General features: G+C 64.9%; 24 protein-coding genes. 1 reads left to right on the plus strand and 23 read right to left on the minus strand.

Features of this window, described 5'->3' with window-relative positions; all coding sequences use genetic code 11:
* Positions 1-3: 3 nt before the first annotated feature.
* From BM198_RS04975 to BM198_RS05080, 23 genes are all read right to left on the minus strand, one after another.
* Complete coding sequence (locus tag BM198_RS04975) at positions 4-3,354, minus strand: phage tail tape measure protein (RefSeq protein ID WP_074968245.1); 3,351 nt, start codon at positions 3,352-3,354, stop codon at positions 4-6.
* 10 nt (positions 3,355-3,364) lie between these two features.
* Positions 3,365-3,502, minus strand: coding sequence for a hypothetical protein (locus BM198_RS30085; protein ID WP_167368449.1), 138 nt, complete (start codon positions 3,500-3,502; stop codon positions 3,365-3,367).
* 35 nt (positions 3,503-3,537) lie between these two features.
* Positions 3,538-4,005 (minus strand): hypothetical protein, encoded by a 468-nt coding sequence (locus tag BM198_RS04980; protein WP_074968247.1) that lies wholly within the window; start codon positions 4,003-4,005, stop codon positions 3,538-3,540.
* Between the two features lie 45 nt (positions 4,006-4,050).
* A complete protein-coding gene (locus BM198_RS04985) occupies positions 4,051-4,536 on the minus strand; it encodes a hypothetical protein (RefSeq protein WP_074968249.1) in 486 nt (161 codons plus the stop codon).
* An 87-nt stretch (positions 4,537-4,623) separates the two neighbouring features.
* Positions 4,624-5,400, minus strand: coding sequence for a phage tail tube protein (locus BM198_RS04990; RefSeq protein WP_074968251.1), 777 nt, complete (start codon positions 5,398-5,400; stop codon positions 4,624-4,626).
* A gap of 3 nt (positions 5,401-5,403) precedes the next feature.
* A complete protein-coding gene (locus tag BM198_RS04995) occupies positions 5,404-5,595 on the minus strand; it encodes a DUF7210 family protein (RefSeq protein ID WP_074968252.1) in 192 nt (63 codons plus the stop codon).
* The gene (locus tag BM198_RS05000; protein ID WP_074968254.1) at positions 5,592-6,062 is read right to left on the minus strand and encodes a hypothetical protein; all 471 of its coding nucleotides are present in this window, start codon (positions 6,060-6,062) and stop codon (positions 5,592-5,594) included. Before BM198_RS05000 ends, BM198_RS04995 begins: the two co-directional genes overlap by 4 nt.
* A complete protein-coding gene (locus BM198_RS05005) occupies positions 6,059-6,376 on the minus strand; it encodes a hypothetical protein (protein ID WP_074968255.1) in 318 nt (105 codons plus the stop codon). The genes BM198_RS05000 and BM198_RS05005 overlap by 4 nt, the downstream gene beginning before the upstream one ends.
* Positions 6,373-7,362 (minus strand): major capsid protein, encoded by a 990-nt coding sequence (locus BM198_RS05010; protein WP_074968257.1) that lies wholly within the window; start codon positions 7,360-7,362, stop codon positions 6,373-6,375. Before BM198_RS05010 ends, BM198_RS05005 begins: the two co-directional genes overlap by 4 nt.
* A gap of 66 nt (positions 7,363-7,428) precedes the next feature.
* Positions 7,429-8,064: a head decoration protein gene (locus BM198_RS05015; RefSeq protein WP_074968259.1), complete on the minus strand. Its 636-nt coding sequence runs from the start codon at positions 8,062-8,064 to the stop codon at positions 7,429-7,431.
* Positions 8,061-9,281, minus strand: a complete 1,221-nt coding sequence (locus BM198_RS05020; protein ID WP_074968261.1) for a head maturation protease, ClpP-related — start codon at positions 9,279-9,281, stop codon at positions 8,061-8,063. The genes BM198_RS05015 and BM198_RS05020 overlap by 4 nt, the downstream gene beginning before the upstream one ends.
* A complete protein-coding gene (locus BM198_RS05025; protein WP_074968263.1) occupies positions 9,278-10,729 on the minus strand; it encodes a phage portal protein in 1,452 nt (483 codons plus the stop codon). The genes BM198_RS05020 and BM198_RS05025 overlap by 4 nt, the downstream gene beginning before the upstream one ends.
* Positions 10,726-10,953: a hypothetical protein gene (locus tag BM198_RS05030; RefSeq protein WP_074968265.1), complete on the minus strand. Its 228-nt coding sequence runs from the start codon at positions 10,951-10,953 to the stop codon at positions 10,726-10,728. Before BM198_RS05030 ends, BM198_RS05025 begins: the two co-directional genes overlap by 4 nt.
* 2 nt (positions 10,954-10,955) lie before the next feature.
* A complete protein-coding gene (locus tag BM198_RS05035) occupies positions 10,956-12,932 on the minus strand; it encodes a phage terminase large subunit family protein (protein ID WP_074968268.1) in 1,977 nt (658 codons plus the stop codon).
* Positions 12,933-12,934: 2 nt separating this feature from the next.
* Positions 12,935-13,510 (minus strand): terminase small subunit, encoded by a 576-nt coding sequence (locus tag BM198_RS05040; protein ID WP_074968270.1) that lies wholly within the window; start codon positions 13,508-13,510, stop codon positions 12,935-12,937.
* A gap of 138 nt (positions 13,511-13,648) precedes the next feature.
* Positions 13,649-14,437: a hypothetical protein gene (locus BM198_RS05045; RefSeq protein ID WP_074968272.1), complete on the minus strand. Its 789-nt coding sequence runs from the start codon at positions 14,435-14,437 to the stop codon at positions 13,649-13,651.
* Positions 14,438-14,439: 2 nt separating this feature from the next.
* Complete coding sequence (locus BM198_RS05050) at positions 14,440-14,718, minus strand: hypothetical protein (protein ID WP_208610352.1); 279 nt, start codon at positions 14,716-14,718, stop codon at positions 14,440-14,442.
* Between the two features lie 367 nt (positions 14,719-15,085).
* The gene (locus BM198_RS05055) at positions 15,086-15,610 is read right to left on the minus strand and encodes a hypothetical protein (RefSeq protein WP_139233568.1); all 525 of its coding nucleotides are present in this window, start codon (positions 15,608-15,610) and stop codon (positions 15,086-15,088) included.
* Positions 15,611-15,950: 340 nt separating this feature from the next.
* Positions 15,951-18,698 carry a bifunctional DNA primase/polymerase gene (locus BM198_RS05060; RefSeq protein WP_074968276.1) on the minus strand — a complete coding sequence of 916 codons (2,748 nt, stop codon included), beginning with the start codon at positions 18,696-18,698 and terminating at the stop codon, positions 15,951-15,953.
* Positions 18,695-19,306 (minus strand): ASCH domain-containing protein, encoded by a 612-nt coding sequence (locus BM198_RS05065; protein WP_074968278.1) that lies wholly within the window; start codon positions 19,304-19,306, stop codon positions 18,695-18,697. The genes BM198_RS05060 and BM198_RS05065 overlap by 4 nt, the downstream gene beginning before the upstream one ends.
* Positions 19,299-19,505, minus strand: coding sequence for a TraR/DksA C4-type zinc finger protein (locus BM198_RS05070; RefSeq protein WP_074968280.1), 207 nt, complete (start codon positions 19,503-19,505; stop codon positions 19,299-19,301). Before BM198_RS05070 ends, BM198_RS05065 begins: the two co-directional genes overlap by 8 nt.
* On the minus strand, positions 19,498-19,989 hold the full coding sequence (locus BM198_RS05075) for a phage regulatory CII family protein (RefSeq protein ID WP_074968282.1): 492 nt from the start codon (positions 19,987-19,989) through the stop codon (positions 19,498-19,500). Before BM198_RS05075 ends, BM198_RS05070 begins: the two co-directional genes overlap by 8 nt.
* Positions 19,990-20,154: 165 nt before the next feature.
* Positions 20,155-20,394: a transcriptional regulator gene (locus BM198_RS05080; protein WP_074968284.1), complete on the minus strand. Its 240-nt coding sequence runs from the start codon at positions 20,392-20,394 to the stop codon at positions 20,155-20,157.
* Between the two features lie 104 nt (positions 20,395-20,498).
* Here BM198_RS05080 and BM198_RS29310 point away from each other — a divergent pair, with 104 nt between their 5' ends.
* The gene (locus BM198_RS29310; protein WP_244165671.1) at positions 20,499-21,173 is read left to right on the plus strand and encodes a LexA family transcriptional regulator; all 675 of its coding nucleotides are present in this window, start codon (positions 20,499-20,501) and stop codon (positions 21,171-21,173) included.
* Positions 21,174-21,204: the final 31 nt, after the last annotated feature.

A 21,204-nucleotide genomic window follows, 5' to 3' on the forward strand; every position in this document is an offset into this window, starting at 1 on the left:
GGGTTAGGGTCTGCCGAACTTCATCGCCGTCCGGCGCAACTGCTCCGCCATGGACGGCTCGGCATAGGTGCGGATCGGCGGCGCACCGCCCACGCTGATTTCCAGCAGGCCGAGGTTGGGGAAGCTGGCGGCCGGTGGGCTCATGCCGCTGACCTGTGGGATAGGTCTTACGGTGTAATCGCCAACCAGCCCGCCGACGTCGTAGCCGCGCCAGGTCTTGCGCACCTGCTCAAGCACCCTCGAAACGCCGTGTGTCCGCATCGCCGACAGAACGCTGATCGCGCCTGGCTCTCTCACAACCGGTTGCGGCATCACGTACTCGCCTCGGTGCACTATGCCGGCCGGCTCAAGCCGCCCCCCGAACCCGGTAAAGCCTCCTGCAGAGAAGCCCTGATTGGGGAACTGTGTGAAGGAAGAACCGTCCTTGTAGAAGGGTTGGCTTGGGTTGGCGACTCCGTCGGGCATCGAGACGATTGGCGTGATGGTAATGACCAGGCTGTTTCTCAAGGTCTCCGCAAGGGCTTGGACGGCTGCCTTCGCCTGTTCGACCGCAGCATCGTCCATGACTGGCTTGACCGGAACCTTGGCCACCTTCTCGGTAGCCGCCTTGCCGGCGGCATCGATAGCGGCATAGGCCTCCTCAGCGATACGCTGGGCAGCCTTTGCCTGGCCAGCCAGAGCCAGCGTGTTTCGGTCGCCGCTCTTCTGCAGTTCCTCAAGCACTTCGGTGGCCTGATCGGCGTACTTCAGAGCCTGGAGGTAATCCTTGTTCTGCAGAGACTGGCGAGCCTTGGCGGTAAGCCCGCCGGCCTGGCTGAATGAGGTGGCTTGCGCCAGCCCTTTCTCACCGATGATGTTCTTGGTCCGGTCGTTGATGTCCTTCATCAGGGCATCGCGTTCCTTCACCGCCTTCTTAAGCGCAGCCTTTTCCTTGTCGGTCAGGCTAATTCGCTGCTTGGTCCCGGCGGCAGCGTCAGCGGTCATCTTCTCTTGTGAAGCTGCAGTAGCGTCGGCCAGCTCCTTCTGTGCCTGGGCGGCTCCAGCATTGGCTTCCTTCGTCTTGTCGGCGTTCTGCCCAGCCATCTCCCACAGCTCGAAGTAGCCATCCTTGATGGCCTTTACTTCGTCCTGAGTTTTCTTGCGGATTGCCTCCTGCCTAACACTGAAGCTCTCGATTGCCCCAGGCTTCTCGCCAAATCGGCTCTGGCCCTTCTCTCTATTGCCGCCCTTGTTGTCGAGCGTGGCCGGCTTGCCCGTCACGCTGTCAGCAGCAGCACGCAGCGCGCTGGCTGCGCTCTCGCCGAAGGTGGGGATCTTGGCGATCAGGGTGGCCAGGTCCTTGACGAAGTTCGCGAACCTGAGCCGCATGTAGTCCAGGGGGTTGGACAGCGCGAACTTCAGCCCCTCGAACGACTCTTCGGCATAGCCCCTGATCAGCACGAACCCGGCGTGGAGTTGGGATGCGAGCGCGATACCGAGGCGCTCGATCCACAGCACTTCCTTGCGCAGATAGGTGCCGATTTCCCATCCCGCAAACGCAGCGCCCACCACACCTAGAGCCCAGGTAAGGCCGCGCGCGGCAGTCTGGATACCGGCCAAGGCCCGGGTAGCGATGGTGGCGCTCCCCTGAGCCTCAGCACCAATACGGCGGAAGCTCTGGGTAGCAATTGATACCAGGCCCTCCCCCATCACCTTCGTTGCGACTTTGTTAACCGCCGTGAACGCCCCGCCGATCTCCGTGAAAATCAGCCGCCCAAGGAAACGCACCCCTTTCAGCAGCAACCCACCACCGAGGAGATACGCCAACCCCATCAGCACTGACTGGCCGGTATCGCCCGTACTCTTGAGCCACTTCGCCAGGTCCGCAACCTGCCGCGAAATCTTCGTGATCACTGGCAGCGCGGCCTCGCCAAGCTGTGCGAAGGCATTGTTCAGGCCCGTGGTGGCTTTCCTGACCTCTACTGCGGCGCCTGAGTTGAACCGCTCGAATTCGCGCTGAACACTGCCCGCGTACTTCGTTTCGTCTGCAACCTCACTCAGTTGCTTGCGGTACTCGGCCAACGAGCCGGAGAGCAAGCTGATGTCGTCGGCGTACTCCTGTCCGAAAAGCACGGTGATGGCTTCGGCCTGGCCACGGGTGTCCAGCTTGCCCAGCTGCGCCAGGAAGTTGTCCAGAGCAGCCTGAGCATCCACATCCATGCTGCGGGTGAACGCATCCACATCGCCCACCAGGTTCTGCAGCTCGGTCTTGAACTCGTCCGACTGAACGCCGGCGGTCTGCAGCTTGTTGAGCAGCGCGTTGATGCCGGTTGCAGCCACTTCGGGCGATTTGCCCAGGGAGATGAAGGTAGAGGCCAACGCAGCGATCTGGGTGTTGGCCAAGCCGAACTGCTTGCCGATACCGCCAACCCGACCGAGCACGTCAAGGATCTGCGCCTCGCTGGCCTTGCTGTTGTTGGCCAGCTGGTTGACCGCGTCCAACAGCGTGCCGGTCTTATCAATGGGAATGCCGAGCACCGTCGACAGCGTCGAAATCGCTTCGGTGGCCTGGGCGCTGCTCATGTCGAAGGCCACGCCAACCTGCGTGGCCTGCTTCACGAACGCCGCCACCTTGTCGCCTGCAATGCCGAACTGCCCCGCCAGCGCCGCAGCCTCGGCAAGCTCCGGCACCATGATCCCTGTCTCTTCAGACAGCGCCTCCAGTTGCGTACGGAGGTCTACGATGCCTTGCGGAGAAGAGAAATCGACGCGAGCCTCCACCTTCTTCAGCGCCGTCTCAAGCCGCACCGCCGGATCGACGGCGGCCTTGATTGCATAGCCAACCGTCGCCGCTTCCGCTGCCAGGCCAAGCCCTTCCCCGCGCACGGCGGTGCGCCGGGAAGCAAAGTCGTCCGCGCGAGCCTGCGCTTTCTGCATCCGCTGCAACCGCGCGGATTCGCCGGCGAGCCGCTCTTGCTCCTTGGCCAGGTTGCGAACATCGATCCCAGCAGCCTGCAACTCCCTGCGGTAGTTGTTGACCTGGGTGGTCTGCGCCGCCATGGAGCGCTTGCTACGCTCCAATGCACGCTGCGCCTGAGCCAGCGCCAAGTCCAGCGCTTTGACCGGCTGGCCGGCCCGGGTTACCGCGCGATTCAGGTCCTCGACGCGCTTCTTGTTCGCGAAGAACTCAGCGCTTGCCGCCTTGGCGGACTCCTTGGCCTTGTTGAAGCCGTCGATCAGTTGGCCCTTCTTCGAAGTCGCCTCGATTTCCTGCCCCAGCTGCCCCAGGCTTTTGGTTGCATCCTTGATGCTGTTTCGCAACGCGGCAGACACGGCCCCGCCGATGACGATGCCAATCGACATGTCACTGCTCATGGGAAGTCCTCTATAGCGATTTCATGAAGGCCTTGAAGTCCTCTTCAATCGCACCGGCTGCGCGGGCAATGCAAAGGTTCAGGCGGTCATCAGAACTGCGGATGTGGTTGAGGGCACGCAGGTAGCCGCGCAGCTGCGGCAGGGACATCTCCAGGATGGAGGCCCGGGTATGCCCGTTCTGGATCAGGAGCTGCGCCGTCTCGAAGAAATCGCCACGGCCAGCTCGACCAGGCTCGCCCGCAGTTGCGGCTGCAGGCGCAGGAAGAAAAAATCGAGGTTCAGCTCCACAGCAGCAGCCAACAGGCCCAGAAGGTCGTCCAGCTCCAGGGTGTCGATCTCATCGGGGGTACGCCGGGTGATCTCGGCGAGTAGTTCCAGCAAGAGCGGGCGGTGCTCCTCCAGGATCTGCATGACGTCGATGCCTGCCAGCGCCTGATCGAACAGCCCACCCAGGTCGGTACCTTCGCTTTGCGCTGCTGCCAACGCCTGGGCCAGGTGCTCGAACTCCTTGCGTAGCGGGGCCAGGCAGCGGTTGATTGTTGGTACCTGCCGTAGCTGGATCAGATGCACCTCGTACCCCGGCGCCCGCAGAGGAATCGGCACAGCCGCCCCGATGAACTGCGACAGACTCTGGTCAACGTCTTGCTTCACTTTCTGTTCTCCATAAAAAAACCCGCCGAAGCGGGTTTTGTCTGTTCATAGGCCTAGCTGCCGGCGAGTTCGCTCGTCGACCTGGCAGGCTGGGTCACACTGGACGCTGCCGAGGCGCCCATTGCTGAACACCAGCTGGACCAGCTCACCTTTGAATCCGACTCGGTAGAAGAGCGACTGAGTGCCGTCATCGTGGAGCGCACCAACGCTTTCGGGGCTCAACCAAACGGCATGCTGCCGAAGGTCGTCGAAACTCATGCCCAAGAATATGCCGCTGAAGGCCGCTCTCTTTCTGTACTCAGCGCTCTTGATGTCACGCCACTGAGCATCCGTGACTGTCGAGGGTCGAGACTCGGCCGGCGCAGCAACGAACGCCTCTACGGCCGCGCTGCGGGTCGATGCCCTCTCACTCAGCTCTTCAAGGCTTGTCGGCCCTCCAAGCAGAATCCAAGAGAAAGCCAGCACGATGCACACCAAAGCGCCATATGAAACGGCTGGTGGCAGGTAGTTTGCGGGTCTTTCGTTGGCCATGACTTCCCTCCCTAGAAAGGGGGGGGAATGTAGCAGAGCGACAGTGCCGAAACCCAGCGCTTGGCCGGGCCGGCACTAGGGGCGCTCCTACGCCGCCAACTCCTTCTTGATTCGGAAGTACTTCGAGACGCCCGCACCCACCTTGGTGTCGTCGCGCAGCACCTTGGCCGTGGCCTCGAAGCCACCGAAGTCTTCGGTGTTGATCCAGTCCATGGTGGTGGCCAGGTTGAGGCGGCACCGGAAGAAGCGGGCCTCGACTCGCTTCTGGGTGCCGGCGGCGTTCTCGCCCTCGAAGAGAAACTCGAAGGTCTTCCCGCTGTTGGTTAGCGCCTCGATCACGTCAACGGCGGCCGAGCTGTAATCCACCGATACCTTGTACGGGGTGCCGCTGGGCGAGGCCTTGATAGCGGCCTCCAAGGCACCACCTGCAACCACCTCGATCCCGGAGCCGGTCATGTTCCAGTCGTCGAACTCATTGAAGTCGACGTCACCGGCCTCGTTACTTACACCCGCGATGGTGAGGGGCATTTTGTCCAGGGCGATGGTTCCATCGACGGCGGCGACGTGCTTCTCGCCGGTGACGGTGGAGGCGGCCACGCTGGTGGCACTACCCCACACCAGGGCAGCCAGCACCCAGGTGTAGATCTCGCGGAAGTTGATGGACAGGCCCACGGAGGTGACGCGGTCCAGGCTGTCGTACTCGCCGCCCTGGGGGGTGGTGGTATCGGGCAAGGAAAGGCTGTTGGTCTCGGTGGTGTGCTGGATGGTGCTCACCAAACCTACCTTCTGGAAGGGCAGACCGCTGCCCGCTTCGCGCATCTTCAGGTGGCCGCCAATGACCACTGTCTCTTTTCTGGTTGTCATGGCTTATTCCTTGGTGATGGCCGGAGTGGCCTGATTGCTGAGGACCACTGCGCCGATCTTCCCGGACTGCTCCAGGAACAGCTTCTGGCGCTTCGTGACCTTGATCTTGTCGCCGGCCTTGTGGTCGACGCCGTTGTGGCGGTGTTCGCTGGCGAGCTCGACCTCGACCAGCTGCACGGTTTTCGCGTTGCTCATCGGCGGATTTTCTCTTGGATGATGGTGGTGACATGGACGGGAACGAGTACCCCGGCATGGCGCTGGCCCTCCCCAGGCGGGAAGGTCTCGGTAGCCCCGAGCGATAAAGCGGTGACCCCTTTCGGGAAGCCCTCCGGGACCCCGGCGATGCGCGGCATGAGGGCCTGACAGATGTCCAGCTCCATGGCCTCGAGCGCGTCTTCGTAGTCGAGGAGGTCAGCCTTGACCAGGCCAATGACGAAGAAGCCGCAGTGCATCCTGATTGCGCCCGGGCCCGCCTCTGGCGGCCTGTTCTTCGCCCGCTGAATCAGGGCGAACTGGTCCGGCAGGTCCTTTTCGTTCAGCACCTCGTTCAGCCACCCGGTCAGGACCTGGTAGCCGATGTCGGTTCGGAAGCCCTCGGCTGTTGTGATGCCCTGGACGCGGGCCACGAGCGCCCGCCGCACCTCGGTCAGTACGTTGCTCATTCGACCTCCGTGCAGACTGCGGTGGCGATGTGGCCGTCGTCGTCCAGCAGGTCATCGACTTGGAACATCGCGCCATCCAGGCAGAACAGACCGCCCCGCTTGACGCGGGGCAGGCAGCACTTCTGCCAGGTGACGCCGACCGCGCCGGTGACGATGATGCCCTCGGGCCCCTGGTGAGACAGGTTGCGATCTACGATCAGTCGCAACCCACCTACGCGCAGGCCGTAGCGGGTGTCCTGGTACTCCCCGATGCCATCGCACAGGGAGCCCATGATCATGTCGTCCGCGCGGCCCATGGCGGCCGCGAACGTCATGGCTTGCGGGTCAGCTTGATGTTGGCGCGGGGCCGGGTGCAGATGTGCAGCGGGTTGGACTGCGCTTCGCCCTTCACGCCCTTGCCGAAGGCCATCGGTTCCAGCTTGGCGTAGTACGGCAGGCCGGGGGTGTTGACCGTCTCCATGTAGTTGGCCGGCGCGAAGATGGTCTTGAACAGGTCCGGGGCGTTGTCGGGCACCACGTAGGCATCGTCATCCCCCACGAACGGGGCGCCCGCCAGCTTGCCGCGATAGCGGATCCACAGCACGCCGCCAAACTCGAACGCCTCGCGGCGATCCCCGCGCAACTGGGCCGCTGCCTCGCTGGCCAGGTAGGTCTCGCGCACCGAGTCGGCGCCGATGAGGGCCTTCCAGAAGTTGCGCCCTGCCCAGCCGATCTGCCCGCTGTAGGGCGTGGTGCCCATGGCGTCCTCCTGCGCGTCGAGCACGTCGACCAACTGGGCGCTGACGTCGTCAGCGAAGTTGATTTCGACGCTGTGCTGCTCGATACCAAAGCGCTGGTAGAGGTCCAGCAGCGTCGAGCCGTCCTTGTTGAGGATGAGGCCCTTGATGGCCCCGACCCGCTGGAATTCGTGGGTCAGGTCCAGCTGCAGGCGGGTCTTCTCCAGGCGCTGGTTGACGAAGTCCTGGGCCACTTCCAGCTCGGTGCGCGAGCCGAAGGCGCGAATGCCCTGGATCTCATCCGCGTAGATGGTGAATTCCTGCGGTAGGTGCACGCAGTTGAAGGGGATCAGCTCGCGACCGGCCTTGAGCACCGCCTGGCCCGGGGCACCGCGCGGCACCGCATCGACCAGCTCCAGGGTGTCGCCGTCCTTCTCGATCTGCTGGGTGACGGTGCTGCTGGGGGTCTCGCTGAACAGGCCAGCGGCGGCGATCTGCCCCGGGACGACGTGGTCGGCGTTGATGGCCACGGCCAGGTTGGGGACCGAAAACGCCTCGTCTTCGAAAATGGAAATCTCAGCCATCATGGGCTCCTTGAAATGACGAGCCCCGCATCAGCGGGGCTCAGGGTGTCAGGTTGGGGTGAGGGGTCAGGGTCGGATGACGATGCCCAGGCCAGCGAAGTCGGTGCGTGCGGGGGCGTCCAGGCCGATCAGGGCGCGCTCGACCACCTCGGCGTCACGGACGATGGCCACGGCCTTCACGTCGGTGTCGGTGGCATCCACCGGGGCGAACAGGATGCCGCCTGCGGTGCGCCGGCCGTCGTCTGTGCCGGTGTCGCTGTAGGGGCCCCACTCGCCCTGCCCGGCCTTCACGGTGAAGGTGAAGCCGTCGCCCTTGGCGAAGTCGGTGGCACCGTCGCCCAGGGTGAAGCTGAGCCCGCCGACGCTGAAGGCGGTTCCCACCTTGCCCTTGCCCAGCACATCGCCACCCGGGGTGCGTACTTCGAACTCGCCGCCGTTGGCGACTGCCTTGGTGATGCTGAGGGTGTAGACCCCGGTCAGGGCCTCGCTGGTGACAGCGGCACCGGAGACAACGCCGTTGCCGGTGTTGCCGGCATTGGCGGCGCTGCTGATGGTGTTGCCGCTGGTGATGCGGCCGATCACGGTGCCGGCATCGAGGATGCCGGAGCCGGCGGTGATGATGATCATCTCGCGGCTGCGGGTTCCGTTGGCCTCCGAGAGGAGGAATGCGCCCGCGTGGGGGCGCTCTTTGCGGATGTTCATTTACGGGCTCCTTTGGCCGGCTGGCGGCGGTTCTGGTAGATGGCAATCGGGTCGAGCGCCGGGCGCTCGGGTTTGTCCTGCAGGGTCTCCAGCGGCGGCTGATTGCTCAGCTCGACCGTGTTGCTACGGGCGGCGACCTTGTCGTACAGCAGCGCCTTGGCGGCGGTCTCGTCGGCGCCGCTGGCCAGCAGGCCACCCAGCTCGCCGGGCAGCTTGGCCATGTCACAGAGCGCCTTGAGCGCCTTGCCTCGGTCGATCACTGCGCGGATCTCCGCTTCGCCCTTCAGGCCCCAAGCCTTGAGCAGCTGCGCGGAATGGTCCTGCAGGCCGGCCTCCTTGCAGGCGGCCAGCAGTTGGCTGGTGAGTGCCACCACCTCCTCGGCGTTGGGCGCCGGCTCGTTCTCCGGCGCCGGCTCGTTCTCCGGCGCCGGGTCTGCGGGCGGATCGGCCGGGGGATCGGCGGGCGGGTCCGAGGCCAGCAGGGCGCGGGCCGATTCGGGCAGGTTGCGGAACCGGTTGAGGATCTTGCCGCGCTCGCTGTTGCTCACCAGCGGCTGGGAGTCCTGCAGCACTTCGTCCACGAAGCCGGCGGCCTTGGCCTCCTCGGCGGTCATGTAAGTTTCTTCAGTGATGAGGCGGCGCAGCTCGGTCTCGTCGAGGGTGAGCGGGCGGTGCTGGTAGCTGGCGACGATGGCGTCGGTGGCCTTGTCCATCATGTCGGCCATGCGCCGCAGGTCGTCGCTGTCGCCGGCCATCCAGGTCCAGGGGTTGTGGATCATCCACAGGGCGTTATCGGCCATCTCGACGCGGTGGGCGCCACTGGCGGCCACGCTGCCGGCGCTGAAGCAGGCCCCGACCACGCGCGCGGTGCAGCGCTCGCCCAGGCTGGCCAGCAGGTTGTGCATGGCGATGCCGTCGAAGCAATCGCCGCCGATGGTGTCGAAGTACACCACCACCGGCGACACGCCGTCGTCGGCGGCCTTGAGCGAGGCGACGAAGTCCCCGGAGCTGAGGCCCCAGGTGCCGATCTCGCCGAAGACATAGGCCTCGATGACACGCTGGGTTCCCTCGCCCTGGGCCTTGATGCTGTACCAGTGCTGGTCCTGCACCTGGGCCTGGCCGGCTCGGTTCAGTACCCGGGGTCGGGCCAGGGTGCCCAGCCCCAGGCTGGCCAGCAGCAGGGCCACGGCCAGCCGGTAGCTCAGTTTGGTGTTCATGTCGTTACCTCTTTGCGGTTCGCCGCCGGGGCGACGGGGTCGGATGTGTATTGCAGGCCGAGCCGGGCGGCGCGCTGCTGGTCCTGGGCGTTCTCGTCGTCCACCTGCTCGGCGTCCATGCCGGTGCGCAGCACGTGCTCGGTGCGGCTGGCGAGGCCGCCCTTGATCTCCAGGATCTTGCCCTGGGGGTCCTGGACGGGGTGGATGTAGGCCCAGCCCTGGGGCACCCAGCGGGTGCGCTGGTACTCGCGGCGGCGCCGGGTGTAGTCCGGCAGGTCGATGGCGCCGCTCAGCACGGCGGTGTCGAGCCAGGCCTGGCGCACCGGGCGGCAGAGCTGGAAGACGTAGACCGCGTGCTGCAGCTGCTCGATGCGGCGGCGGAACTCGTTGATCAGCACCCGCAGGACGCGGTCGCTGATGTCGCCCATGTCGCCGGTCAGCAGTTCGTAGGGCAGGTCGACGCCGACAGCAGCGGCCTGCAGCTGCTGCCGCATGAACTCGACATAGGAATTGCCAGCGTCCGGGGGATCGGAAAAGATGACTTCCTCCCCCTCCTCCAGCTCCTGCATGGTCCCGGGCTCCAGGGCCACCATGGAGGCGCCGTCACGGTCCGCCACGGGAGGCTGCCCTGAGAGCGGATCGAGGTTGAGCCGGGTCTCGTTGACCGGCCGCTTGATGAAGCCCGCGAACAGGTTGGCCACCTCCTGCCGGAACAGCACCGCATCGTCGTAGTTGTCCAGGGACTTGAGCCGCAGCAGCACCGGCGCGAGCCGGGGGATGCCACGCAGTTGGCCGGCCTCCAGCGGCTCGAAGATGTGCAGCACCTCGCTGGCCGGCACCCGGTAGAGTTCGTTGTATCCCTGGCTGGCGGCGGTGTCGCCGGGGTGGTAGCGGTACATGAGGTACGCCACCCGCTGCCCTCGGCGGTCGAACTCGATGCCCGCGCGCACCAGGTTCCCGCTCTTGGTGCGGAAGTTCTTGTTCGCGGGAACGAACTCGGAGGGCAGCAGTTGCAGCTGCAGCGGTACCGCGTAGCCGTCGTCCGCGCGGCGGTTGCGCAGCCGCACGAAGCACTCGCCGCTCTCCTCGACCATCCGCGCGACGAGCGCCTGCTGGCCGTAGAAGTCGGTGAGGTTGTCGGCGTCGGACTCGTCGGTCCAGTCGTCCCACAGTTCCTGCAGCGCGGCGCGGATGGCCGGGTCCTTGATCTTGGCGCGCGGCACGATGCCGGTACCGATCAGGCTACTGACCCGCTTGGAGATGGCGCTGAAAGCGTAGGGGTCGTTCTTGACCGCCGCGCGGCTGCGCTTGCGCAGGGTCGGCAAGGCGGCGGTGGCGAGGGCGTTGAGTGAGGCGTCCGGCGCGTCCCAGCTGGCTGCGCGCCGGCCGGTGCCGGCAGACTCGTAGCTGGCCCGCACGCGCTTGGCGGCCTGGCGCGGGCGACTCATAGGACCCCCTTGCCGCCATGGCTCAGACGGATCTGTTTCGGGCTGCGCCGGGCAGCGTTCCTCTCCAGGCCGACCTGTTCGACGCATTGCAATTCCAGTTGCCTCAGTGCGCCCAGGTCAGCCCTTTCCAGGGTCCGGTCCCCTTTGCGGACGCTCTGCCCGTATTTGAGGATGTCGGAGATCGACTCCCGCACTTCTGCAAGCCGTTGTTCGGCTGGAGACATGGTCACCTCCGTTTCAGGTAGCTGCTCCGGGTGAAGCGGCGCCCCAGTGGGTTGGGTTGTTTCGGTGCAGCCGCTGCGGGCGCGGCGCTTTCGCGCTGCGGTTCCGGGGCGGCCGGGTTGCTGAGCTGAGGCACCGGGTCTGCGAACAGGCTGGCCTGGGACACCGCCTGGCGGAGCCGGGCCCAGTCGTTGACGCTGTAGCGGTTCATGCCCAGGTAATGGGCCATGGCCAGGTTGTAGGTGAGCAGGTCGAGCCCTTCGTTGCGGGCCGACTTGGGCTTCACATACTCAGTGCGCTTGTGGCCCTTCACGTAGCGGGTGATCTTCCGTTCGGCCACGATCTGGTCGTAAAAGTCGTCCGCCAGGTCCTTGGAGAAGTGCAGCGCGCCGGGCCCTTCGGCCAGTGGATAGCGGTTGTAGATCCAGTCCTTGGCGGTGTCGGTGCCGATCATCCACAGCTCGACGCCACCCTTTTCCGTTTTGCCCTGCCAGGTGTAGTCCACCTTCGAAGGCCGCTGCGCGATCACGGGCCGGCCGGGCTTGCTGTGGCCACGGATGGCCAGGACGTTGCGCCAGCGCCGCAGGCGGGCGAACTGGTAGACCTCGTCCGTGTGGTGGCCGCCGGAGTCGATGGCGGTGGCGACGATGGCCAGCTCGACGCCCGAGGCGTGCCGATAGCGGCGCTTCAGCTGCTCGTCGAGCAGGTCCCAGGTGCGCAGGTCGGAGGGGTTGCCCATCAGCACCTGGTGATCCACCACCCAGCGTTCCATGCCTTCGCCCCAGCCGATCACCAGCAACTCCAGGCGGTCGCCCTGGGTGTCCACGGCGGCAGTGAGGATGACGGCACCATTGGGCACCTGGCCCAGGGGATAGTCTTCGGCCCGCGCCTTCAGTTCGCTGGCGTTGGTCATTTCCTGGGAGGCATCCCAGACCCGTGCCAGGCGGGTGTTGTAGAACACCTGCATGGGCTCCAGGTCGCCACGCTCCTCGGCGCGCTTGGCCTTGACGTACTGCTTGGCCAGGCCGGCCCAGCTGACCCAGCCGAGGGGCGCATACAGGGCGTTGAGGTAGAAGCCGACCGTCTCGCCATCCCCCGTGCCGTGGGCGCGCCATTCGCCGTTGGCGAGCATCCAGGCTTTGCTCGACTCCTCGATCTGCGCGTGGCATTCCTCGTTGGCGCAGAGGTAGTCGACTCGGGCGAAGTCGTCGCTGTACTTCAGGTTCTCCCACTCCAGCACCTGCATGTGCCGGCAGTGCGGACAGGGCACGTAGTAGTGCCGCTGGTCGCTCTGCTCGAACAGGTCGGCAATCTTCGACACGCCCTTGATGGTGGGCGAGCTGGAGTAATAGAACTTGGCCCGGCGGCCGAAGGTGGAGCCGCGCGCCTCGGCCAGTTCGATTGGGTCGCCCTCGCCGTTGATGTCGATCTCCCAGCGGTCGATCTCGTCGCCGTAGATGTAGCGCGCCGCCAGCTCCGCGAGGTTGGAGGCGGAGCCGGCCGTGGTGCAGTAAAGCGTGCCGCCTTCGAATTCCTTGGTGTCGATGGTGTTGCGGGCGTCCCGGGAGCGAGCCTTGGCGACCCGTGCCCGCAGTTGGGGAACGGCGTCGATGTTCTTGCCGATCCGCGAGGAAACCCGCTTGGCCAGGCCGAGGCTGGGCAACAGCGCGAGGATGTTGGCCGGCGCCCGGTGGATGCAGGCGCCGATCCAGTTCAGGCCGATCTGGGTCTTCATCAGCTGCGAGGCCACCATGGTGACGACGCGCTTGGCGGGGTGCGCCGGGGACAGGCACTGCATCGGTTCCCGGGCGTAGGGCGTGCGCTCGGTGTGGTACTTGCCGGGCTCTGCCGCGCCGGCCTCGCGGGGGATGCGCTGGAACTCGTCGGCCCACTGATCGACCCACAGGTCTGGGTCGGGAGTCAGGCCCCTGACGTATGCCGCCCGGTACGCGGCGGCACCGTCGGCATAGTGGTGGTGCATGGCTATGCGGCCTCCTCGGCCTCACTGGCGGCAGGTGGTTGGATCTGGCTGGCGGCGTCGACCAGGGCGGCACGGATCAGCGCCGTCAGCCGCTGCTCCATCTCCCAGGGATCGGTGATCGCCACCAGCTCACCGGCGACCTTGGTGGGCAGGCCCATCAGCAGGTCGCGCAGGGTGCGGGCTACGTCGAACGCGGTGCGGTCGACCACCTCGCGCTCCATCAGCTCGCCGCGCCCCTTGCGGAACTCGTCTTCGGCCAGCAGCGCCAGGTAGTGCTCGCGGTGTGCGCGAGCCTTCTGGAAGTTCGCGCTGCCACCGCCAGGCTGTGGCGGCAGGGAAGCCGGGGCGGCGGGGGTGACGTGGGCGTGCACGTCCTTGTCGGCACGGTCGCGCTGGTGACGCTCGGCCACTGCGGCCTTGCTCGGGTCGCTGGACTCGGCCAGCAGCTGCTCGGTGGCGGCGACATCGATCTTTCCGCCTTCGACCAGGACCAGGCGGCCCTGGGCTTTCAGCTTGGAGACGTAGGCGCGGGACCAGCCACGACGCGCCGCGTACTCCGATTGGGTTAGAAACTCCATGGCATGGCCCCTGTTAACCGGGCAGGCCTTGGCGAGTTAACCGGTTAACCCCTGTTAACTAACCTTCAGACCCTGCCACTAACTCAGAAACGGGGCTCGAATTACCCCTGACGCGTGCCCCCTATCAGGGGCCCCGGGTCACTGCTTTCGCCGGGTGCGGAGCGCCTCGGCCATCGCGCGGCGGAACTGCTCGGGCAGCTCGGCCTGGGCGACCTGCTCAGCGATCCCGAAGAAGTCGAGCGCAGAGCGGTAGGTGGGTGTCTTATTCACGAAGGCCAGCACGATACGCAGACCGGTACGCGCGCGACTGGTCCGCTCTGCAACCGCGAAGGGTCCGCGCTTCTTGTCGTGCATGACGAAGAAACGATTGTTCCTCTTCGCCCTGCTGCGCCTGCTGTTCGTGGCGTTCGCCCTGTAGCCTTCTTCCGTGTTAAGGCCCGCACCGCTGCGGACCTTGCTGAGCAAACCGCGCGGGAGGTTCCCGTACTGGTCCAGCTCCGCGCCGCGCCCTGGGAGAACGTACTGCCCATTCTTCAGAACGCCGCGCCGCCGCAACATCGAGTCGATGCCTTTGTGGCTCCGTGGCCCGCCGTAGATCTCGGGCGTGAGCCAGGTTGAAGCGGCCCGGCCCTTCCCCCATACGCCGCCTCGACCAACAGGTACACCGCGCCCACCAAGCTCGCGCCCGTCCTTGATCCAGACGCGCGCCGTGAGCTTCTGCTTGGTCGCGGGCTCAAGAAACAGGCTATTCAGCGTCGCGGGTGTAGGCCGGTCGAACACGGCCGACATCTCGGCCCGGATGTCTTGGGCCACTACCTGCGCGGTTCGGGTCAGGGCCAGAGCCAAAGCGAACGGCAACTGTGTGCGCTCGATGTCGCTCAGGCCGGCAACAGCTTCCTCCAGGCCCGAGGCGGTGACAGAGAACACCTCTACCCCTCGCCCTTCACGGCGCCGCGCAGTTCGCGGATCAGCTCCAGCAGGGAGCGACCCTTGCTCGCCTCGGTGTAGGCGAACCAGCCTCGCACCGAGACCCAGGCGGGCAGGCCGCACACGAACACCACCGCGCCCAGGCCGAGCAGGCCTATGTCGTCGTTGATCCAGTGGCCGATATCCAGCCAGCGGATCACGAACGCGCCGCCCAGCAGGCTGGCCACTACGGTGCTGATCAGCGCCACGGTGAACTCGCGGGCGGTACGCGGCAGAGTCATGGCCATCACCACAACGGCGACAGCCACAGTTGCGAACGCCCCGAGGGCGCCCAATTTGTACAGGGCCAGGCCGCCAACAGCAGTGGTAGCTGGCTCCGTCATGATTGCCTTCCTCATCGGTTTGCCCTCTTAGGGCCGGAAAAAGAAAGCCCCGCACATGGCGGGGCTTGCAGTCCAGGCTGGGGGCCTGGTGGGTGTCGCACACAGCACGTGCGCTCTGTCTGCGCTAGGCGCAAATCTCAAATCGTGCCTACGTTGTACCTGCCGATTTTCAAACCGAAAACCCTTCGTTATCGGTAGAACCGCTACGGCGCCGACTGGAGCCTGACGGGCGCCGACCGGCGCCGAGTGACCCGACGAACGGTTATCAGCGGCCACCCTTGAACAGGTCGCTACCGCGTGCCTGGTGCGCCGCCTTGGCCTGCTTGATAGCCATCGCCCGATGCCGGGCACCCTCCCTCCCCGACTCGCGCCGCCTCGCCTTGAGGCGCTGCTGGCGGGCCAGCAGTTCCACCTGCAGGCGTTCGTGCAGCCGATCCAGCAGCCGGTAGTAGGCGCTGCTGCCTCGGGCACCTCGGCCCAGGTCCAGCACGTCCGCCTGCTCACTGATGCTCAGACGCGGCTCTGCGCGGTAGCGCACCTCGGCCAGGCGCATCAGCTTCTCGGCATCGTCAGAGCCCGCGAGCGCGCACAGCCCCGCCTGCACTTCCTCGGCCACGTAGTCCGGCCCGGAGCCGGCCAGCAGCTCCCGGCTGCCCTTCACGCCGCCACGGGGCGCGCAGCCTCCGTACTCCATCACCGTCCCGAGCATGCTGCCCAGGCCACCGGCCGAGCCGTTGGTGCGCAGTTCCTCGCCCCAGTGCATCAACAGCACCTCCATTGCCTCGATCATGCGCCCGCCCCCCAGCCGAAAACCCAACCCGACACAAAAACCCCCAACCCAACACACACCCAACACACACAAAACCCTTTAAAAACAATGCATTGCATATAGCTGTGTGGGGTGTGTTGGGTTTGTTGGGTTTTCCGGTCCTCGCATGTAGAAAAAAACTCATCGCCCTGAGTGGGTTGGATAACGCAGGAAAACTGCGCGCACGCGCCCGCGCGCGTGAAAACCCAACACACCCGACACAGACCGCCAGAACGCCCGCCGTTAGGGGGTTCCGGTTGTGTTGGGTTACCAGAACCAACCCGACACCAACCCAACACACCCAACACACATGCACGCGCACTCATGCTGCAGCCGCCTTGACGTGGTCCCACGCCTCCACCGACCACCCGGCCAGCTTGGCCACCCGCCGCCACTCCTCGACCTGCTTACCCAACGCTGCCGACGAGACAGATGGGGGCGGGGAAGAGGCGTCCTTGGCCGTGGGGAAGAAGAAGGCGCCGAAGCGCCGCGTGTTGCCATCCGTCCAGGGGATGGGCCGCGTCTTCTCCACCTCCGCGCTGATGAACAGGGAGAACTTCGTGTGGCTCATCGAGTGTTCCTTGTTCCGCTGACACCACTCCAGGAACAGCGCATAGAGGTCGCTGGACAGGCATGGCGCCCACAGGCCCTGCCCCAGGTCACCCACCTGCCACAGGTGCAGGAAGGTCTGCCAGGTCGCCCGCGACAGCGCCACCAGGCGCTCCCGCGCCGGCGTCACCGGGGGCTTGGTCTGTTCATCGAAGTCACCAAGGTCCACGTTAAGCAGCCAGGCGTAGAACGCCGCCACACCGCCGTTCGCCAACTCCTTCTTGATCGCCACCTGGCGGTCGGCCGGCAGCTTCGCCTCGGGCCACATCACCAGGAACCGCCGGTCACCCTCGGCAATCGGCCACGGCATGATCTCGTTCGAGAGGAACACCGCATTCATGTGCGAGGCTTCCTCCCAGCCGTTCACGAACTTCGACTCGATGCGCACCGTCTGGCCAGTGATCAGTTGCTTGATCTTGCCGACCTGGTTGTAGCGCTGGTCCCGGCTGACGACTTCCTCGAACACCGCCCACAGCTTCCCGCTCTGCCAGGCGTTGAAGTTCCCTTCCAGCTGGGTCTGCCCCACCGTCGCCGCGTAGCGCCCGTAGATGGCGCCCATCACCACCGAGAACAGCAGGGACTTGCCCGAGCCCTCGGTGATGCTGTGCATCAGCACCGCCGTATCCAACTTCGCCCCGGTGTGCTGCAGCGGGTAGGCCAGCCAGCGTGTCAGCCAGGTAGTCGCCTCGGCGGCATGGTTACAGAGGAAGCTCACCAGCCAGCGCAGGTTCTCGCAGGCCGCGTCATCGCGTACCGGCTCCAGGGGCAGGCCCTCGAACGTGTTGATATAGACCTTCGGGTCCACCGTCATGGTCGGGTCGAACGTGATGTGCTCCACGTCCACCACCCGCCGCTCCGCGCTGTTCAGCCACAGCCCATAGGCATCGCCCAGGGCCATCTTCACGGCACCCTCGGGGATGCGGCGTTTCTTCGCGTAGTCCCACACATCCTTCGTGCCGTCGATGTACACGTAGCGGATCAGGGGCGCCATGCCGAGGGCGTCGACCTTCTTGCCCGCCATCTTGCGAGCGTCCTCGATCTCCTTGACCTGGTCCTCGCTGATGCGCTTCTTCCGCTTCGGATCGATAACGGCGGCCCACTCCTTGAACAGCTCCTTGCCCACGTGAGCCTCGAACGCCGCGCGCTTGAGCTTGCGCGCCTTGTCCACGTCCCACACGTGGGTAGTGCCCTCGACCAGGGCATAGCGCCGCAGCAGCTTGGCCAGCGTCAGGGTCTCCCCCTCCCCCCCGTCGTCGTCGGAGCCGCCTGGCGCATCGTCGCCATCCTCTTCGGATGGGGCTGGGGGAAGTTCACCCTCGGGGCCGAGCTGCTCCGCATACTCGCTCACCGGCGGCAGATCGCCCAGGGGCGGCGGTTCAGGTGCCCGAGGGGTCGCCTTGTGGTCGATGCCCAGGATGCGCGCTGCAGCCTTCACCGCCGCGCCCTGGTCCCCGTTGTGCTCGAGGATGCAGAACACATCGAACGCATCGTTCTGGTGCCCATTGGCCAGCGGATCGGAGCCGTGGTGCGAGAACATCTTGCCCTCGCTGATGGTGATGCCTGGGAGGCCAGTGGAACTGTGCGGACACAGGTATTTCCTGCCGCGTCTTTCGTAGCCATGTGCCTCCAGCAGGCTTTCCACATCGTGAGCCTGGTTGAAGGCCTCGATCACCGAGGCGCCGCTGCCCGGCTTCGCCGCCGGCCGCTTGGCCTCCTTCTTCGGCTTCGCCTTCGGCACCGGGCGCCACGGGCAGGCGGCCTCCGCGTCGCGCTTGAACGCATCCCAGTTGTTCCAGATGGCCAGCAGTTCCGGGGTCAACACCGGCAGCGTCTCTCCCGGCGGGTTGCGCCAGGTGTAGGGGTTACCCGTTTCGGGGTGGATCGAAGGCGGCAGCACGTCCTGGACCAGACCCGCACGTAGTTCGAACACTGTGAAGCGCTTGAAGGTGTCGGCCAGCGCCCTCGCTGCCGCCTCAGCGCCTTTGTCCTTGGCTTTCTTCGCCTCAACGGCACGCGCCATGGCCGCTTTGAACAAGGAGCCGTCTGGGTCCTTCTCGTTGGGCCAAGTCAGCTTGCGCGCAGCCAAGTCCAAGCCGGCCGGCATCTTGAAGAGAATGCGAAAGCGCGCCGGATTACCCACCAAAGTCGGGTACACCAGCGCCATCGCATCCAGATCGAGGCCCAGTTCGTCGAACAACACGCGCCGCGTCCACTGCACGTCATCCACGTCCAGCGAACACACCTGGGAGGGCCCTAGGACCGCCCCCATGTTGTGATCAGGATGTTTACGCCAGAAGGCCGAGGCCTGGCCGGCATCGGTGAAATAACCTCCAGGCCGGTTCCAGGCCGGGTCGGTCGGGCCCTTTTTGCCGGGCGGGATCGGCACCAGTGCCAGCCCGTAGTGATTGATGTAGGCCTCGGCCCACTCGGAAAGTGGCGCAGAAGAATCAGGCAGGGTCATGCACCTACCTCCACCCGCCGGAACTCAATCACCCAAACATAGGGATTCGACTGCCAACTCTCGACGCCATAGAGCGATGACCAGAGGATCGAAAACAGCTCCCTGGGCGAGTAGCAGTTGCAGTCCGGGTCAAGATCCTGCTCACAAACCGCCACACCCTCGGCAAGCGCCTGCTCATCAGTGATGTCCTGCAGCCGTTCGACACGGACCGCAGTGATTTCCAGCAGGATGCGGGAGGCCCATCGGGGCATGTGGATCGAGGGGCGGCACCTACCGCGGCTCATCATCGAGCAACCGGTCTGCCGGAGATGATCGTCTGCGGGGTACCAAATCGGCTCGCCCTGGCTCAATTCCCGAGGCGCTATCGAATCCACTTGGGCATCCGTAGCCCAGGCCTCACGCACCCAAAGCCGGTCACCGGGCTCTCCGTATGGGCAGGTGATGCGTGCGTGCAGGCCGGCACCAAGCGTCTTGAATGGCGTATTGGGGTCGACCATTGAGCCAAGGAAGTCGGGCTGAGGCTTCATCAGGCGGCGAGTGGCCGTCTTCTGATCAGCCAGCAACCCGCGAACCATGCCACCGCTGTAGATGATCGGACGCTCAACCATTGCGCCTTTCCTCCCAGCTCTGGCAGTGGACGCACAGGCGGCACCCTGGTACGGCCTTACGGCGGGCCAGGGGGATCGCCTGGCCGCAGCCGTCGCATTCCTCGGCACTCTCGCCCTGGTAGCGCACGCGGCTGTCGATGCGGCGTTGCAGGGCCTCTTCCTGGGCGGCCTGCACGATTTCGAGGAAGCGCTCATTCATCGAAGTCGCCCTCTTCCATCGCCGCCCGAGCGCCGGCCATGATGCCCAGCACTGCGCGTATCACCTGGTGGCCGTGGTACTCAAGCGCCACTACTTCATGTGGCTTCCAGCGGTTGTCAGCCGCGCCTTCGTGCAGGCTGCCGACAAACTCGCCTTCCTTCTGCAGCAGCTCACCCAAGGCCTTGAGAGCTTCGTGGGAGGCGGTGACCGGTTCGGGGCGGTACCACACCGCGCCGGCCGGCCGCATCAGGGCGTCCAGCAATCGAGGGTCGCGGGTGGCGGCGATGACTTCCTCCATCTCATCCGGGGTCAACCACCGCCTTTCCTCGGTGAATTTCAACTTCTTCTGGAGGGTGTCCTGGTCCATCGCCAGTTCATGGGCAAGGGCGGTCAACCCGCCCTTGTAGTCGCGCCCGGCGCGGTACAGCGCCTGGCGGAGGGAGAACACCGGACCGGCGTCCGGCAAGAGGTCAATGCGGCTCATAACCGTAAATGGCTCCGTTACGGTGTAGCCATTGAGCAAGGCGCGCCCTACTCTATGACCACGACCGATGCATGTGCTGTGTCGTCGTAAGCCAGACCAAGGAGGTCAGAGTCCTTGACTGGCACCCAGCCGGCGCGGGAGGTCAGAGTCCCGCGCCGGCTTCCTTTAAGCGGCTTCTAAACGGCCTGCTGTTCCACGGAGATACGCCCAATCAATGTCCGGCCTCAGCACCTCACAAGGCACCTGGCCAGACGAATAGCGATCAATGGAAATGGCAAGAGCAGCCCCCGCGCGCCGATGTCCGTAAGCGATTTGCTTAAGCTGCCCTGCCGAGGTTTCACAAGCCTCCGCAAACGCATCAAGCTCAGCTTTGGTGAGCGGTTTCATGTAGTCGATCAGGTTCATAAGTACCTCCAAGCAGCGGCGAGATTAGCAACTGCTAACAGTGAAGGCAATAGCATTCGCTAATTTACAGTTTGCTAACGACTAGCGACCATTCCGGGATGGACATGAACCAACTACGCGTCGACGCTCTCATCCAAGTAATGGCCGGCCACAGCCAAGCCGACTTCGCAGAGATGTACGACCTGAACCCTTCATATCTCTCTCAAATTTTGAGCGGGCATCGCTCCTTTGGAGAACGAGCCGCATCCAATATGGAGAAGAAAATCGGCCTAGAGCCGGGGACACTATCTCGCCCCCCGCTCCCCACAGAAGGCTCACGACAGCCCCAGGAAAATGTGCAGGGTGAGCCAATCTCGCTCAAGGACGGGAGAGTGCCAGTGGTTGGAATGGCAAAGCTCGGTGCCAAAGGCTTCTTTGATGCCATTGACTACCCAGTTGGACAGGGGGACGGCTTCGTACTGATAAGCAGCTCCGACCCCAATGCGTACGCATTAAAAGTCGTGGGCGACAGCATGGAGCCTAGAATCCGTAATGGTGAGTACGTGCTGATTGAGCCGAATCGGCCTTACTACCCAGGCGACGAGGTGTTGGTGCAGGTAATAGACGGAACCGTCACCCAGTCGATGATCAAGGTATTCATGTACGACCGGGACGGATACGTCCGCCTACTCAGCGTCAACGACCAACATCCACCGATGACAATCGACAAAATCAGCATCCTGAAAATCCACCCGGTGGGAGCCATTCTTAAATCATCGAGATACCTCGCCGAGGCCTGAGCGGTGAACTGGTTCAGATTCTTCGACCGGC

The organism is Metapseudomonas otitidis (genome assembly GCF_900111835.1).
Lineage (GTDB): Bacteria > Pseudomonadota > Gammaproteobacteria > Pseudomonadales > Pseudomonadaceae > Metapseudomonas > Metapseudomonas otitidis.

Excerpts from the sequence above, each read along its gene's own strand:
- BM198_RS04975 (WP_074968245.1), bottom strand. The coding sequence starts at position 3,354 with ATGAGCAGTGACATGTCGATTGGCATCGTCATCGGCGGGGCCGTGTCT.
- BM198_RS30085 (WP_167368449.1), bottom strand. The coding sequence starts at position 3,502 with ATGTCCCTGCCGCAGCTGCGCGGCTACCTGCGTGCCCTCAACCACATC.
- BM198_RS04985 (WP_074968249.1), bottom strand. The coding sequence starts at position 4,536 with ATGGCCAACGAAAGACCCGCAAACTACCTGCCACCAGCCGTTTCATAT.
- BM198_RS04990 (WP_074968251.1), bottom strand. The coding sequence starts at position 5,400 with ATGACAACCAGAAAAGAGACAGTGGTCATTGGCGGCCACCTGAAGATG.
- BM198_RS04995 (WP_074968252.1), bottom strand. The coding sequence starts at position 5,595 with ATGAGCAACGCGAAAACCGTGCAGCTGGTCGAGGTCGAGCTCGCCAGC.
- BM198_RS05000 (WP_074968254.1), bottom strand. The coding sequence starts at position 6,062 with ATGAGCAACGTACTGACCGAGGTGCGGCGGGCGCTCGTGGCCCGCGTC.
- BM198_RS05005 (WP_074968255.1), bottom strand. The coding sequence starts at position 6,376 with ATGACGTTCGCGGCCGCCATGGGCCGCGCGGACGACATGATCATGGGC.
- BM198_RS05010 (WP_074968257.1), bottom strand. The coding sequence starts at position 7,362 with ATGGCTGAGATTTCCATTTTCGAAGACGAGGCGTTTTCGGTCCCCAAC.
- BM198_RS05015 (WP_074968259.1), bottom strand. The coding sequence starts at position 8,064 with ATGAACATCCGCAAAGAGCGCCCCCACGCGGGCGCATTCCTCCTCTCG.
- BM198_RS05020 (WP_074968261.1), bottom strand. The coding sequence starts at position 9,281 with ATGAACACCAAACTGAGCTACCGGCTGGCCGTGGCCCTGCTGCTGGCC.
- BM198_RS05025 (WP_074968263.1), bottom strand. The coding sequence starts at position 10,729 with ATGAGTCGCCCGCGCCAGGCCGCCAAGCGCGTGCGGGCCAGCTACGAG.
- BM198_RS05030 (WP_074968265.1), bottom strand. The coding sequence starts at position 10,953 with ATGTCTCCAGCCGAACAACGGCTTGCAGAAGTGCGGGAGTCGATCTCC.
- BM198_RS05035 (WP_074968268.1), bottom strand. The coding sequence starts at position 12,932 with ATGCACCACCACTATGCCGACGGTGCCGCCGCGTACCGGGCGGCATAC.
- BM198_RS05040 (WP_074968270.1), bottom strand. The coding sequence starts at position 13,510 with ATGGAGTTTCTAACCCAATCGGAGTACGCGGCGCGTCGTGGCTGGTCC.
- BM198_RS05050 (WP_208610352.1), bottom strand. The coding sequence starts at position 14,718 with ATGACTCTGCCGCGTACCGCCCGCGAGTTCACCGTGGCGCTGATCAGC.
- BM198_RS05055 (WP_139233568.1), bottom strand. The coding sequence starts at position 15,610 with ATGATCGAGGCAATGGAGGTGCTGTTGATGCACTGGGGCGAGGAACTG.
- BM198_RS05060 (WP_074968276.1), bottom strand. The coding sequence starts at position 18,698 with ATGACCCTGCCTGATTCTTCTGCGCCACTTTCCGAGTGGGCCGAGGCC.
- BM198_RS05065 (WP_074968278.1), bottom strand. The coding sequence starts at position 19,306 with ATGGTTGAGCGTCCGATCATCTACAGCGGTGGCATGGTTCGCGGGTTG.
- BM198_RS05070 (WP_074968280.1), bottom strand. The coding sequence starts at position 19,505 with ATGAATGAGCGCTTCCTCGAAATCGTGCAGGCCGCCCAGGAAGAGGCC.
- BM198_RS05075 (WP_074968282.1), bottom strand. The coding sequence starts at position 19,989 with ATGAGCCGCATTGACCTCTTGCCGGACGCCGGTCCGGTGTTCTCCCTC.
- BM198_RS05080 (WP_074968284.1), bottom strand. The coding sequence starts at position 20,394 with ATGAACCTGATCGACTACATGAAACCGCTCACCAAAGCTGAGCTTGAT.
- BM198_RS29310 (WP_244165671.1), top strand. The coding sequence starts at position 20,499 with ATGAACCAACTACGCGTCGACGCTCTCATCCAAGTAATGGCCGGCCAC.